This window comes from Candidatus Poriferisocius sp. (genome assembly GCF_965202595.1).
In the GTDB taxonomy this organism is placed as follows: Bacteria; Actinomycetota; Acidimicrobiia; order Acidimicrobiales; family Bin134; genus Poriferisocius.
Window position 1 is genome coordinate 2535540 of sequence record NZ_OZ241836.1, and the last position, 14013, is coordinate 2549552.

13 protein-coding genes and 1 pseudogene are annotated in these 14013 nt (G+C 61.9%); 6 read left to right on the plus strand and 8 right to left on the minus strand.

What is annotated here, in order from left to right; translation table 11 throughout:
• Window positions 1-38 precede the first annotated feature (38 nt).
• Together ACOGXC_RS11435 and ACOGXC_RS11440 are read left to right on the plus strand one after the other, a co-directional pair.
• Window positions 39-254 (plus strand): annotated as a pseudogene (locus tag ACOGXC_RS11435) (transposase); the annotation flags it as partial.
• A gap of 18 nt (window positions 255-272) precedes the next feature.
• The gene (locus ACOGXC_RS11440) at window positions 273-1022 is read left to right on the plus strand and encodes an IS1595 family transposase (protein WP_419919999.1); all 750 of its coding nucleotides are present in this window, start codon (window positions 273-275) and stop codon (window positions 1020-1022) included.
• A 159-nt stretch (window positions 1023-1181) separates the two neighbouring features.
• Here the strand turns inward: ACOGXC_RS11440 and ACOGXC_RS11445 are convergent, their stop codons facing one another.
• From ACOGXC_RS11445 to ACOGXC_RS11465, 5 genes are all read right to left on the minus strand, one after another.
• Window positions 1182-4910 (minus strand): DEAD/DEAH box helicase family protein, encoded by a 3729-nt coding sequence (locus tag ACOGXC_RS11445; RefSeq protein ID WP_419918318.1) that lies wholly within the window; start codon window positions 4908-4910, stop codon window positions 1182-1184.
• Between the two features lie 99 nt (window positions 4911-5009).
• Window positions 5010-5756 carry a type ISP restriction/modification enzyme gene (locus ACOGXC_RS11450; protein WP_419920071.1) on the minus strand — a complete coding sequence of 249 codons (747 nt, stop codon included), beginning with the start codon at window positions 5754-5756 and terminating at the stop codon, window positions 5010-5012.
• A gap of 20 nt (window positions 5757-5776) precedes the next feature.
• Complete coding sequence (locus ACOGXC_RS11455; RefSeq protein ID WP_419918319.1) at window positions 5777-6304, minus strand: c-type cytochrome; 528 nt, start codon at window positions 6302-6304, stop codon at window positions 5777-5779.
• Window positions 6305-6342: 38 nt separating this feature from the next.
• Window positions 6343-7557 (minus strand): cytochrome P450, encoded by a 1215-nt coding sequence (locus ACOGXC_RS11460; RefSeq protein ID WP_419918320.1) that lies wholly within the window; start codon window positions 7555-7557, stop codon window positions 6343-6345.
• Window positions 7558-7597: 40 nt separating this feature from the next.
• A complete protein-coding gene (locus tag ACOGXC_RS11465) occupies window positions 7598-8539 on the minus strand; it encodes an NAD-dependent epimerase/dehydratase family protein (protein ID WP_419918321.1) in 942 nt (313 codons plus the stop codon).
• Between the two features lie 229 nt (window positions 8540-8768).
• On the opposite strand from ACOGXC_RS11465, the gene ACOGXC_RS11470 reads away from it, so the two are divergent.
• The 4 genes from ACOGXC_RS11470 to ACOGXC_RS11485 all read left to right on the plus strand — a co-directional run bounded on the left by ACOGXC_RS11470 (window position 8769) and on the right by ACOGXC_RS11485 (window position 11359).
• Window positions 8769-9197, plus strand: coding sequence for an SH3 domain-containing protein (locus ACOGXC_RS11470; protein ID WP_419918322.1), 429 nt, complete (start codon window positions 8769-8771; stop codon window positions 9195-9197).
• A 74-nt stretch (window positions 9198-9271) separates the two neighbouring features.
• On the plus strand, window positions 9272-9508 hold the full coding sequence (locus tag ACOGXC_RS11475) for a FitA-like ribbon-helix-helix domain-containing protein (protein WP_419918323.1): 237 nt from the start codon (window positions 9272-9274) through the stop codon (window positions 9506-9508).
• A 53-nt stretch (window positions 9509-9561) separates the two neighbouring features.
• Entirely contained in the window at window positions 9562-9966 is a 405-nt protein-coding gene (locus ACOGXC_RS11480) for a type II toxin-antitoxin system VapC family toxin (protein ID WP_419918324.1), read from the plus strand.
• Between the two features lie 157 nt (window positions 9967-10123).
• The gene (locus tag ACOGXC_RS11485) at window positions 10124-11359 is read left to right on the plus strand and encodes a DUF222 domain-containing protein (protein WP_419918325.1); all 1236 of its coding nucleotides are present in this window, start codon (window positions 10124-10126) and stop codon (window positions 11357-11359) included.
• Between the two features lie 150 nt (window positions 11360-11509).
• On the opposite strand, the gene ACOGXC_RS11490 is transcribed toward ACOGXC_RS11485, so the two are convergent.
• The 3 genes from ACOGXC_RS11490 to msrA all read right to left on the minus strand — a co-directional run bounded on the left by ACOGXC_RS11490 (window position 11510) and on the right by msrA (window position 13968).
• Window positions 11510-12700: an LLM class flavin-dependent oxidoreductase gene (locus tag ACOGXC_RS11490; RefSeq protein ID WP_419918326.1), complete on the minus strand. Its 1191-nt coding sequence runs from the start codon at window positions 12698-12700 to the stop codon at window positions 11510-11512.
• A gap of 306 nt (window positions 12701-13006) precedes the next feature.
• Window positions 13007-13195, minus strand: a complete 189-nt coding sequence (locus tag ACOGXC_RS11495) for a hypothetical protein (RefSeq protein ID WP_419918327.1) — start codon at window positions 13193-13195, stop codon at window positions 13007-13009.
• Window positions 13196-13314: 119 nt separating this feature from the next.
• A complete protein-coding gene (msrA, locus tag ACOGXC_RS11500; RefSeq protein WP_419918328.1) occupies window positions 13315-13968 on the minus strand; it encodes a peptide-methionine (S)-S-oxide reductase MsrA in 654 nt (217 codons plus the stop codon).
• Window positions 13969-14013 lie beyond the last annotated feature (45 nt).

A 14013-nucleotide genomic window follows, 5' to 3' on the forward strand; every position in this document is an offset into this window, starting at 1 on the left:
ACAGAGAAAGTGTCGCTTGTGTTGGTATAATAGTAAATATGGAGAATAATAAATCCTCGGGTAAAGGGCCGGGACGGTCGGGCAGGAAAGGCATTTCCTTGCCTCAATTTTTTCGACTCTTTCCCGACGATCAAAGTGCAGAAGCTTTTATAGAAGCGGCGCGGTGGCCGAACGGTGTGGCCTGTCCACGATGCCAAAGTGAACGGATCAGTCGTATAAGAACCCGCCAGCCGATGCCCTTTCGGTGTAAGGACTGCCGTAAGCATTTCTCAGTGAAGACCGGCACGGTGATGGCCGACTCAAAGCTCTCCTGCCAGACATGGTTGTTAGCCGTGTATTTGTTCAACACCGGGTTGAAAGGTGTGTCTAGTATGAAGTTGCATCGTGATCTTGGGGTGACGCAGAAAACGGCGTGGCATTTGGCGCACCGGATTCGTGAGGGGATGAAGGTTGACGATTTCCTGTTTGTCGGCCCGGTGGAGGCCGATGAGACCTATGTGGGCGGGCTGGAGCGCAACAAGCACCAGCACAAACGGATGAAAGCAGCAGGCGGCCCATCGGGGAAGGCTATCGTCGCCGGTGTGAGGGAGCGGACAACGGGTCGAGTTGCTGCCGGTGTGGTGGCTGACACCAAAGCTGCTACCTTGACCGCCGTGGTCACCGACCACACTGAGAGGGAGTCTGTGGTGTTCACCGACGAGGCCCCCGGCTACCTGCCGTTGAACAGGGCCGGGTACAAGCACCACGCCGTTACGCATTCGACAGGTCGCTGGGTTGATGGGATGGCCCACACGAATGGGCTGGAATCCTTTTGGGCGTTGCTCAAGCGCGGCTATCAGGGCACCTACCACCACATATCGCCTGAACATCTCCACCGCTACATCGCTGAGTTCCAGCACAGGCACAACGAGCGTCCCAAGAACACGATTCAGCAAATGGCGGATGCGTTCTCCATGATGGAGGACAAACTACTAACCTATGACCGTCTAACCGCCGAGGGGGTCCAAGCGAATGCAGCCTGACTATCCCACAGAGGAAGAACTAGCGGATACGCTCCGAGCCGTGCTCATCATGCCACCCGACGCTGTGGACACAACCGATTTGGAGGATAGCGTCTAATGCGGAAATTATATACAAAGCTAACCACATCTGTTTTGACCAGGGCTTTTCTCTCTAACCAGTCAAAAAAATCCCAGGCCAGATGTAGTTTGGCTAGTCACATATATAAGCCCCTCCCTGTTGCCCTTATTGGTATCACATATAGCCAGCAACTCATCAAAAGATCCGTCGGATAGATTCACCCAATCGTGGCTAACATTTATCGGAACAGTAACGAACTGGTCCCCATTAGTAACATCACCGATCCCTTCGAGCCAGGCGAACTTGGCCTCCAGCAACTGCCCTTCCGGCACCTCGGCGTAGTGCAACACTGCGGATTCGGATTGCTCCTTGGCCGGGTTGCGAACCAGAACGGTGATCTGGACCCCGTTGCGCGAACCTGGTCCGAATATTTGATCGCCCTCCCGGCGGAACTCCTCGCCGCTGGTGTAGGCATTTCCCCGGAGATTGACAACGTATATGTCAGTGAACTCGTCGCGCAGGGCGGCCCGCATGCCAGCCAGTGATGTTGCGTTCAACAATGAGTTGGGATGAACAATGGCGATGATCCCGCCTTCTTGTTCATCCAACCGGTCGCTTGCCCATCTGATAGCCTGCACATAGAGATTACCGGATGCTTTGCCAGCCCCTCTGCCAGTAACCTCCCGGTGTCGTTTGCCGTAGGTTTGCTGGACACGCTCGGCAATCTCTTCGTAGTCCTGATTGGGGTTGTCGTCACCAGCCGATTTCTGGCCGGCTGACCAGGGTGGATTGGCCACGATCACCTGTATCTGGGTGGTGGCCTGGTTCAGACCCCGCTCGGAGTTGCCCTGGCCGCTTCGCATGGTCTCCAACTGCTCTTGCCTAACCTCATCGGACAAAAGGAACGTGTCACCAAAAACGATGCCCGGAAACTCCCGATAATCAGCATCCGGTCTGCGCTCCGAGTAACCGGCTTCGATCTTGAGCGCAGCAATGTAGTAGGCCAAAAGCACGATCTCGTTGGCGTGAAGCTCGCCCTCATACTTGCTGGTCAGTTCATCGTCGCTGATGAACGGTTCACCGTCGGTGCCGGTGCCGGTCAAGAGCCGGTAGATGAAGGTTCCGGTACCGCTGAACGGGTCGAGCACGTTTACACCGGCCGCGCCCAAGCCCTTGCCGAACTCCTGCTTGCACACCGCATCGGCCGATCTCAATATGAAATCCACCAGCTCCACCGGGGTGTACACGATGCCCAGGCGCTTCACCGTGTCGGCCATGGCGTGATGGAAGAAGCCCTCGTACACCTGGCGCAGGATGTCCACCCGCTCCGCCGAGTCGATGGCCCCGTCGAAGGTCTTGTTCATCGAATCGTAAGCCCGCTTCAGTGGTTCAAGCTCCACCTCGAACCGGGTTTCCTCGGGGTCGATCACCTCCAGCAGCTTCTGGATCGCCCGCGACACCGGGTTCAGCTCGGCGAAACGTGACTCGGCGAACATGTGGTCGAACACGGGCATGGTGACGATGTGCTGGGCCACCATCTCCGCCGCTTCGGTTTGGCCCACCGAGGGGTTGAGCGTGGCTCTCATCCACTCCACAAAACGGTCGAACTCGTGGCGGGCCTCTGCGGTTTCGTTCACTGCTTCCTCGACCCGATCGTGTACTTGCCGGCACACCCCGGCGGCTTTCTCGCCCCAGGTGATCCACGACCGGCGGTCGCCGCACATTTCCACCAGCTTGGATGCCACCGCCTCCTTGACCTGGGCAAATATGAGCTGCAATTGCTCATCGGTGGCTTCGCCCTCGGGGCGGTCGGTTCTGGAGTCGAGAACCTTGACCCGCACCTTGTCTTTTTTCGCCACCGTTTTGGGGTGGTTGATCCAGTAGTCGATGCGCTCGTCGTGCGACCGCAGCGCCCGCACCACATCCCACACCACCTTGAAGTCCGACCCGTTCAGCACCTCCTGGTCGGTCACGTTCTTGCCCTCGGGCACCACCACCGGGATGACCACCCGGCCGATCTCCTTGCCCGGAGCACGACGCATCACCCGACCCACGGCCTGGGTTATGTCGATCTTGGAGGTGCGGCGCTCGAAGAAGATGATGGAGTCCAGCGCCGGAACATCCACCCCCTCGGTGAGCACCCGGGCATTGGTGAGCACCCGGCAGGAGTTCTCGGGCCGGCCCCCGGCTTCTTCGTCCTTCAGCTTTTGCAGCATCTGCCCCCGCCGCAAAGCCGGGGTGGAGCCGTCGATATGGTTCACCTCTATGTTCAAGTAGTGGCCCCCGAACCGGCTGTCGGGCGTGTGCCGCTCAACCACTTGGGGCCAGCATTCGGCCAGGGTCTTGGAAACCTTCACCGTGTTGGTGAAGGCAATGGCAGAGCGGGCGTGATCGGAGTGGGCCATGCCCGCTTTGCGGTCGGGATGCTCACCCACACCCCGGGTGGTGGGGTCGGCCAGCGCATCCCAGCAGCCCAGCAACTTCACCGCCTGCTCGTTGGACAGGTTCACCCCGTTGCCGCTTGCGATCCCATAGCGGTGATCGGGCGTGTCGGACACCGCAATCACCAGCACCTGGTAATCGCTCAGCAACCGCTGGTCGATGGCATCGGCGAAGCTCATCTGGTGGAACACCGGGCCGTAGAGCTTCTCGTCGTCCATGCAGTAGGAGTCCACATCGAACCCGTAACCGGCCCGCTCGGCCTGGCGGGCCGCTTTCTTCTTGGCCTGCTCGGTGTACACCCGGGGGGTGGCGGTCATGAACAGGCGGCGGTCGGCCACGAGCCGGTCTTTTTGATGGATGAGGGTGAAACCCGAGGGATCGTCAATCGACAACCTGTCCACCGCCGCCAACCCTGTGGTGCGGTGGGCTTCATCACATACGGCCAGATCGAAGCGCACCCCCGATTTCAACTGAGCATCGGCGACTACTTTGGCCGACTGGTAGGTGCTGAACACCACCCGCAGCGCATGGCCCGCCGGCTGCTCCAGCGCTTCGGCCAACTGCCCGGCATCGGTGCTCACCGGCATGGCCAACTCGCTCATGGACAAACCCGAATCGTCGTCGCGCCGCCCGCTGGTGTGATCCGAGCACACCCCCAGGTAGGTGTGCGGCATGGTCTTGTGGCGCGCCCACTCGCGCATGGTCTGGCCCATCAGCGAGATGGACGGCACCAGATACAGCACGCTTCCCCCGCGGCCGACCAGATTCTCAGCGGCCCACATCGCCAGCACCGACTTGCCGGTACCGCACGGCAGGATCACCTTGCCCCGGTCGCTGTGCTCAAAGCCGGCGGCGATGTTGGCCAGCGCCTCTTGTTGGTCGGCACGAGGCGTGTGCTTGGTCAACCCGTTTACCTTGAGGGCATCGGGATTGTCGAGGTACTCACGCCAGTCCGTCACCCACTCGTCCATGTCGGCCACCGCCAGCAATTCGCAGCGGGGCGATGCCGACTCCACGCGCTTGCGACCCCTTGCCGGCAACTCGGCGGTGGCGATGAGGATTCTCGAGGCGAACCTGCCCTCGGAGGCAGCCAGGAAGCTGTCGATGTCCTTCGCCGGAATCTGCCCGCTGGGAGCGTAGAACTTGCATTGGATGGCACAGAGGGTTCCGTCCACCTGCTCGGCCACTATGTCGATGCCGTGATCCGGCCCGTCACGGGCGGGCCAATCCGACCACAGCCACACCTGGGTGAACCGGCTCGTACCGTACTCACCGGTATGCGTGGCCAGGGCTTGGCGCATGAGGATCTCGAAGCTCCGCCCCTTGCGGGCCTGGTTACCTTCGGATCTCTGCCGCAGTACCTCCAACGCCTCGGCCAAGTAAGCCATCAGAGCCTCCTGTGTAGATGAGGGGTTTCAGCCATCGGCATCGGTCGCGGCTGCCCCCACCCCACCGTCCAGCAACGCCTCCTGTGTAGATGAGGGGTTTCAGCCATCGGCATCGGGCAGTGACGGGGGCAGGGTGGTGATGATCTCCGCCGACCTCGTTCCCACATAAGCCAACCGCCGCAGGTGGCGGATCAGCTCGAACGGCTCATCGGCCCAGGCGTGCCAGCCGTTGGGATCATCCACCACCCCCGAGTCCTTGTCAGTTTTCACGGTTAGCGCGTTCACCATCCACTCCAGCGGGGAGCGGCCCGAGACCTCGTAGATATGGGTTTGGGGAGGTATGCCCGTCAACCGGCACCGGTCGTTCACCTCCAGCACCGACTGGTCGTGCTCGCGGGGATTGTCCGGGTTCTTGCCCCACCGCAACTTGCCCAGCCGGTACACCTCGGTATCGGGGTGATTCCCCTCGTCGGGCACGCCGTCCACCTCGCACACCACCTCGGGATGTTCCGGGCAGGTCTCGTAGCCGATGTGCAGAGCCATCAGCTCCTCACCGGCCCGCCGGAACGCCTCGAAGTGAGCGGCCAGCGGCACCCTGGGCAGGCTGCGCTGCAAATCGTGTTTGTACCGCTCCCGCCAATCGGGCGCGTGCATCACCCCGTACAGGTAATGCCAGATGTCGTCCTTGTTTAGGTCTAACTCGGGATAATGATCCCGGAATTGCGAAAGGCACCAGTCGGTGATGTTGTCGCCATCATCGGTGATACCCCCCCCCCCCCGGCTAGATCGAGCGGGAGCGTCGGAGTTTCTTGCCTCCCGCTCATGGCCGAATACTAAGAGCGCCAGCCATTACCAGCAACCCGGCATCAGCCCAGGCCCGCCCATACATAGTTGGCCACCGCGGTGATCTCGGCGTCCGTCAGCTTGGAGCCGAACTCAGGCATCTCACCAGCGCCGTCGCGGATCAGCCCGGTCATCTCCGCTGCCGATGAATACTTGACCTGAATATTTCCAGGACGAATGTCGGGACCGACGATGCCGCTGCCGTCAAGAGCGTGGCAACCCACGCACCGCCGCAGGTACACGCTCTTGCCGCCCGAAACCGGCACCGCCTCGCCCGGCTCGGGCGGAGCTGGCTCGGCCTCGACCGGCTCGGGCGGGGCTGGCTCGGACACCGGCGCAGCATCAGGAACGGAAGGTCCACCCGAACCCGGCTCCGTCCCGGTGCTGCATCCGGCTACGAACACCAACATGGACACCAGCGCCAGGCAGCTTCCCAGCCTCACCCCGGCTGCCGGCATCTCCCCGCTTCCCAGCATCACCCCGGCTGCCGACATCTCCCCGCTTCCCAGCCTCACCCCGGCTGCCGGCATCTCCCCGCTTCCAAGCCTCACCCCGGCTGCCCTTTTCTTGGAGCGGGAACGGGGTGGCATCAACCTCGCAGCGGGGCGCTCGGGGTGAACGTGACCGGCATACCCTCGGGACCGACGATGAAGTTGGAGGCCCGAAACGGCAGGGGTTCATCGTTGGCCAGTTGGATATCGGGCATCCGCTCGGCCAGGCGCTGGAACATGATCTTGAGTTCCAGCCGGGCCAGCGACGACCCGAGGCAGAAGTGCGTGCCCCAACCGAAGGCCAGATGGTGGTTGGGCTCCCGGGTCAGGTCGAACCTGAACGGGTCCTCGAACACCGTCTCATCCCGGTTGGCCGACGGGTAGAACAGGATGATCTGATCACCCTCGCCGATGATCTCGCCGTGCATCTCCACATCCCGCATGGCGCTGCGGGACATGTTCTTGATGGGGGTCACCCACCGCAGCATCTCCTCCACCGCCCGCTCCATCCAGGCATCATCGCCGGCCCGCTGGTTGAACAGCTCCCGCTGGTCGGGATGCTCCATCAGCGCCAGCATCCCCCCGCTGATCACGTGGCGGGTGGTCTCGTCACCCCCGATGAGGATGAGCAGCGTCTCCTGCACCAGGGACTCGTCGTCCAGCCTCTCGCCGTCCACCTCGGCGTGGCACAGCACGCTCACCAGATCGGGTTGGGGTGGGCGCGAGCGGCGGTCGGCGATCACCCCCAACTGGAACTCCCGAAAGGCGATCCCGGCCAGCATCCCCTTCTCGGCCGCCGCCGGGTCGGTCTCGGTGGTGGCCCGGATCATGTCGTCCGACCACTCCAGCAGGTCGCCGTAACTCTCCCGGGGAAAGCCCAGCATGTCGCCGATCAGGATCAGCGGCAGGGGAGCGGCGATGTCCCACACGAAGTCGCACTCACCCCGCTCGCACACCTTGTCCAGGATCTCGTCGCAGATGGCGGTGACCTCGGCGGCCCGGTCCCGCACCCGCTTGGGGGTGAAACCCCGGTTCACCAGCTTGCGGCGCTGCTTGTGCATGGGGTCGTCCATGGAGATCATCATCGGGAGCGGATCGCCGTGGGGGCGGGGGCTGCGCCAAGACGAGAAGGTCTTGGGATCCTTCTCTATCTCCAGGATGTCGTTGTAGCGGGAGATGCCCCATATGTCGCTGTTGGCGTCGTAGTAGACGGGGGCGTTCTCCCGCAGCCACGTCCAGGTGTCGTGGGGTTCGTGCTGGTACCAGAAACCGTCGAGGAAGTTGATGTCGTCTCGGGTGGGGTGATTGGGCACGATCGGCTCCTCGTTGCTAGTGGTGATCGGTTACCGGTGGCTAAACCTCGCCCATGAGCCGGGCGATCATCCTGGCACCTTGCTCGGCATCATAAGCCGCCACCATGTCGGCGATCCCGTCCTCCCACGAAACGGTGCACGGCCCGGTGATGGCCCGGCGCCTGGTGCTGTCGAAGGCCCGGCTGTGGGTACCCACCGGGGCGTACTGGAAATCGGGGGTCACTCCGGCCAGCTCTCCCATGCGCCGGCACATGTCCTCCATGCTCACGTTCTGGTCGCCTCCCCAATTGACTACTACCGCCGGCACGGTAGCCGCCTCCAGGAAAGCCTCGGCGTGAGCGCACATGTCGTCCTCGTGCACCGGAGCGAACACGTTGGGCTCGGAGTCCTTGAGCATCACCGGCATGTTGTTCATCATCATGGCCAAAAGGATGGCGGGCAGACCCCCGTTGCGTCCGTAGGCCACGTTGATGCGACCGATCACCGTGGGCAGCTCGTAGAGCCGGCACAGGGTGCGGGCCACCGCCTCGGCGGCCAGCTTCGACACGGCGTAGGTCTCGGAGTAGGGCTGCTCGCTGTCGCCCAGCGGATCACCCTCGGCGTAGGGGTGGGTGTGATCGGGGTTGTTCTTGTAGGACGCCGCGGTGGCCGCGTGCAAAAAGCCCCTGGCGTTGCGGCAGTGAGCCATCAGCAGGCCGGTGGCCTCGGCATTCTGGGCGAGGGCGTAATCGAAATCGGAGCCGCCGGCCATGAAGGCGGCCATGTGGATCACGTAGTCGAAGTCGTCGGGCAACCCGTTCAGCTCACCGGAGGCCAGATCGGCGGCGTGGGGTATGGCTCCGGCCTCCTCGACTTGCCGGCGCGACCCGGGCTGGCTGAACCGGGCCAGTCCCCATACCTCGTTGGTCCGGGCGAAATATCGGGTCATGGGTAGGGCGATCTGCCCCGCACACCCGGTTATCAAGATCTTCTGACCATCCACTGCCGTACCTCCTGGATTGCGCGGGATTGCGACTCACCTTTTGCTAGCACGCTGGGCACCCGATATTGCCATGGCCATGATAGGGAAGTGGGAGTTCGAGCAATAACATCCTGGACCAAGTACCAGCCTCACCCCAGGAGTTGCGCCATGATAGGGAAGTGGGAGTTCGAGCAATCATTTCCTGGACCAAGTACCAGCCTCACCCCAGAAGTTGCGCCATGATAGGGAAGTGGGAGTTCGAGCAATCATTTCCTGCGTGGCTGCGGCCGGGTTGGCGTTTGCCGGCTTGTCACTGGCAGGAATCGTTAGCGCCTGGGGGTTCGACTGGGTGACCATCGAGTCCGAGGAAGCCGCCCCCACCTCCACTGCCGAGGCCTCCCCCACCCCCACCGAAGAACCCCTGCCCGAGCCGAACCTGGAAATAGATTCCCGCTACCCACCCGACTCGCAGTGGACGGTCTTCGATGTGGCCGCTGCCCTCAATATCCGAGCCGGCCCTCACACCGGCCATGAGATCCTGGGTACCGCCGGCCTGGGCACCACCGTCACCCTCACCGGCCAGGTGGCGGAATCCCCCACCAGCGGCACCTGGGTTCAAATCCGCACCAACACCCTGACCGGCTGGGTCTTCGCCGCCTACCTGACCCCCGAGGCTTGACAAACCCCGGATCGAGCAGGAAAAACTCCGGAGTGGCGCTTGCAAAACGATGCTATCAATGGCATTATGCAAGCATGGCGATTCAGATAACGATCAGGGGCGTACCCGAGGAAGTCCGCGACGAGTTGGCCGCCAGAGCTGCCCTCACCCGCCAATCCATGCAGCAGTACCTCCGAGGTGAACTGGAACGGATCGCAGCACGGCCATCGCTTGATGCCTGGCTTCAGCAGGTGCAACAACGCAAGGACGCCTTCGGCACCAGCATTCCCACATCAGCAATTCTCGAAGCTCGCGACGCCGACCGTAGATGACCGCAGTCGTCGACCCGATGAGCGCCGATGATCCACCGCGACGCAGACCGTAGATGACCGCAGTCGTCGACGCTTCCTTGCTGGTTGGGGCGCTGATTTCCTCCGGCTCGGACGGGCGCTGGTGCGAGACGGCCATAGCGCGTGGTTCCCTCGCCGCGCCCGAACTGGCTCTGGTCGAAACCACCAACATCCTCCGCCGGCTGGAGCTTTCGGGGGCCACCTCAGGACCGGAAACGACCGCCGCTCAGCGCGATCTGCTCCGGCTGGATCTAACCCTCTATCCCTTTGCTCCCTTCGCGGCCCGGGTGTGGGAGCTCCGAGCCAACCTCACCGCCTACGATGCCTGGTACGTTGCCCTGGCCGAAGCACTGAACTGGCCGCTGATCACACTCGACCGGCGAATCGGGGGGGCCAACGGACCGCGCTGCGAGGTCATCCTTCCCCCATCAACCCCCTAGTTGTAACCCTTATGGAGGTTGTTGATGGTTCGGTTGGGTGAGTCTGTGATGCCATTGTGGTGGTTGTAAATTATCTCGGTGGTGGGGGAAAATATTGATCAGAATTATTTTTATATTTCGGGTGGGTATTGTCACCCAGTCTGATAGTATTTGGGGTATGAAGTTCGACCCCAGTGTTTCCGAACCTGAGACCAATTCTGATGCTAACACTGCTGGTAGCAGTGATGCTGGTGGTGGGGATGTTTTGCGGTTGGAGTTGGTTGATTTGGAGGGGATGGACTCCAAGGGTTTGTTCAATTTGATGTTTGATATCCTCGCTACCCGCCACATACTCGATGGGTACATGACCGAAGCGTTGAATCGTTACGGCGATCTTGTGGGCGAGGGCGAACTACGGGCGCTTTGCCTTCAGTTCGGTATGGGCCGCTACCTGGCCAACCGCGAAGCCCGAACCGCCGGCGCGTTGCGGGAGCTGCCGGCCACGGTGGATGCGGTCAAATCCGGCGGGTTTTCGATAGATCATGCCCGCTTGTTGGGGGAGTCCCACGGTCGGGTCCCTTTGACCCGGGCCCAAGAAGACGAGTTGATCGACAAAGCCAAAACCGAGGACCTGGACCGGTTCAGGAAAACCCTGGCCCGCCAGGAGGACGACCGGCGCTGCACCGATGGCGAGCCGCGGCTCGATCAGCAGCGCCGCCGCCGCAAAGCCGCTGTGTTCAACGGTGATGACGCCATGGTGGTACTACACGCCGAACTCGACCAGGTGACCGGTGAGCGAGTCAAAACCGCACTCGACGGCATGTGTGATCGCCTGTTCCGCGACGACTCCAAAAATGGCAACGACCGCACCCACCAACAGCGCGCAGCCGACGCGCTGGCCGCGCTAATCACCCAAACCCCTGGTAAGAACCCCAAAACCACCGATGACACCTGCGGTGGTCATGGCGATGACGTGGCGGTGCAGCCGACGACGCTGCTGGTGAAAGTCGATTACGACTTGCTCACCGGCCAGCTCAAAAACGCCGGGCTCATGGACGACACCCCCATTTCGATGGACGAGTTGCGCCGCATCGCCTGCGATGCAGCCCTAATACCAGCCATCTTCACCGCCGAAGGAATACCCCTATACCTGGGCCGCAAGCAACGCTCCGCCACCCAAAAGCAAAAACTCGCCCTCTACGCCCGTGACAAACACTGCGTAAACTGCGGGCTAAGAGCCACCGCCTGCGATGTTCACCACATCAAACCCTGGGAACACGGCGGCAAAACCAACATCAACAACCTCGTCCTACTCTGCCCCACCTGCCACACCCAAACCCACAAACACAACCCCCCACCACCCACCCGACGATTCAAACAGCCCATCTACAGCAACGTCCTACTCAGCACATAACAAACCAACGCAACCAACCCATCACAACCACCGGCGAAACCTGCCAACCCCAACCAAAGCATCAACAACCTCCAAAAGGGTTACACCTAGCGAGGCCCCTCAGCAATCAAACCCGGCAACAATCAAGCCCGGAACGATCAAGCCGAACAATCAAGAGGTTCCCAGGGGATCGACGACGGGGATGTGCTCGTCGGGTAGAGGTTCCAGGGGGATGCGCCGGGCCAGAGCGGCTTGGATGTGGGGGGCCAGGCGGGTGGCTTTGGCTGCTTCCCGGTCGGCCTCGCCCTCCTTGAGCACGGGCATCACCTCGTGGGCGAACAGCTCCAGCGACTGGCAGATGTGCTCGTGGCGGTTGCGGCCCGATTGCTGGATGAACATAACCTGATCCACCCCGGCCTCGGCGTACCCCCGGAGCTGGTTGGTGACCTGATCGGGGGTACCGATGCCCAACGTCTCGCCCAACCCCTCGAAAGAGTGGTTAGCGGCTCGGAAGCTGTCCCACACGCTTGTCCTCCCCGGCTGGTGTCGGCCACTCACGTAGTAGTGCAACAGGCCGTGGCCGAAGAACCGGAACCCTTCGAGACCCCGACGCTCGGCCTCTTGTTGGTCGGGATGTACCGACAGCCCTACCACCATGGCGATGTTGGCGTTGACGGTGTGGCCGATGGGCACGCATTCGGTTGACAGGATCCGGTAGTAATCATCCACCCAGTGGGCAGCCTCGTCGGGGTCCACGAAGGCAAAGGTCAACGCCCCCATGCCCAGCCGGGCCGCCAGCTTGATGGTCTCCCGGTTCGAGCACGCCACCCAGAGAGGAGGATGGGGCTTCTGAGCCGGTTTCGGTACCACGTTGCGGCACGGCATGGAGAAGTACTGGCCCTCAAAACCCGGATATGGATCCATCACCATCATGTTGCAGCACTGCTCGGTGGCTTCGGCCCACGCCGGGCGCTTGTCGGCATGGGCGATGTTGAAACCGCCCAGCTCCACCGCGGCCGATGACTCACCCGTGCCGAACTCCACCCGCCCGTTGGAGATCAAATCCAGGGTGGCGATGCGTTCGGCCACCCGAGCCGGATGGTTGTACGCCGGGGGCATTTGCACGATGCCGTGACCCAGCCTGATCCGCTCGGTGCGCTGGCTGGCCGCGGCCAAAAACACCTCGGGGGCCGATGAGTGCGAGTACTCCTCCAAGAAGTGGTGCTCCACCTCCCAGGCGTAGTCAAAACCCAACTCATCGGCCCGCTCCACCTGCTCCAAAGCCTCATGCAGCAGCCGCTGCTCATCTCCGTCCCGCCACGGTCGAGGCAACTGATGCTCATAAAAGACACCAAACTTCACACCCCCAGCCTACGCCGTGAGCCTTTGACCCGCTAATAACGGTTCGGACTCGGTGGTCAGTTATAAATGTTTGCCCTTAAAAGGATGTCTAATGTTTGGCCATGTATTCACCAAACATTTTTACAAATATTTTTTGTTTCGGATCGCCTCAGCAACAACTACTCGTCCAAGCGAACGATCCAGAAAGAATACTGGTGGCGGTGGTTCAGGCCGCTTGCTGGGCCGGCCAGATGGCATGAATCGCTTCGGTTATTTCATCGCCTGGGACACCGTAGTCTTGTGAAACTGACTTGACCGGCTCACCAGCTATAAGGCGGGAACGTACTGCTGAGAGCGGTGCTCCCCCGTTGATGAAGAGGGGATCACCACCCTGCACGCTGGGCAAAGCCCGAAGCCTCGTGCCCACGTTCTAAGGGTTGAAGGGTGCATACCCACGAACCGGGCTGCTTCGGCAACCGTGTACAGGCGGCGAGCAAAACGCTCATCATCTTTCACGGTGCCTCCTCACTTGTGTCTACGGGGCCGAGTCTAGAGGTGGGTAGTGGCCACCATTGGGTTATTGCCGCCCCCCATCCCGAGTATTCGCAAGAACGGCGCGACAACCCCCGTGGGCTTCAGTCAACCGCGACACCGACGGGGCAGGTCACGCCGGTACCGCCCAGGCCGCAGTAGCCGTTGGGGATCTTGGCCAGGTACTGCTGGTGGTAGTCCTCGGCATAGTAGAAGGGCGAGGCGGCGATGATCTCGGTGGTGACCTCCCCGTAGCCGGCATCTCGCAGGCGGGGGGCGAACCGGTTGCGGGATGCCTCGGCCGCGGCTCGTTGGACCTCGTCGAAGTAGTAGATGCCCGACCGGTACTGGGTGCCCACATCGTTGCCCTGACGCATGCCCTGGGTGGGGTCGTGGTTCTCCCAGAACAGGGCCAGCATCCGCTCGTAGCTGGTGGCAGACGGGTCGAACACGGCCAGCACAACCTCGTTGTGACCGGTAAGGCCGGTGCAAACCTCCTGGTAGGAGGGATTGGGGGTGAAACCCGCGGCATAACCCACCGCAGTGGTGAACACCCCGGGTGCTTGCCAGAACACCCGCTCCGCCCCCCAGAAGCAGCCCATGCCCACCATGATCTGCTGCATCCCGTCAGGAAACGGCGGCTTCAGCGGGTTGCCGTTCACAAAATGGGCCTCAGGCACCGCCATCTCGACCTCCCTGCCGGCCAGCGCATCGCCAGGAGCCACCATCATTGTCTTGTCACGCCCGAACAACCCCATGATAAGCAGTCTATAGGCCACCACCCCCAACCCCTCCAGCAGCTA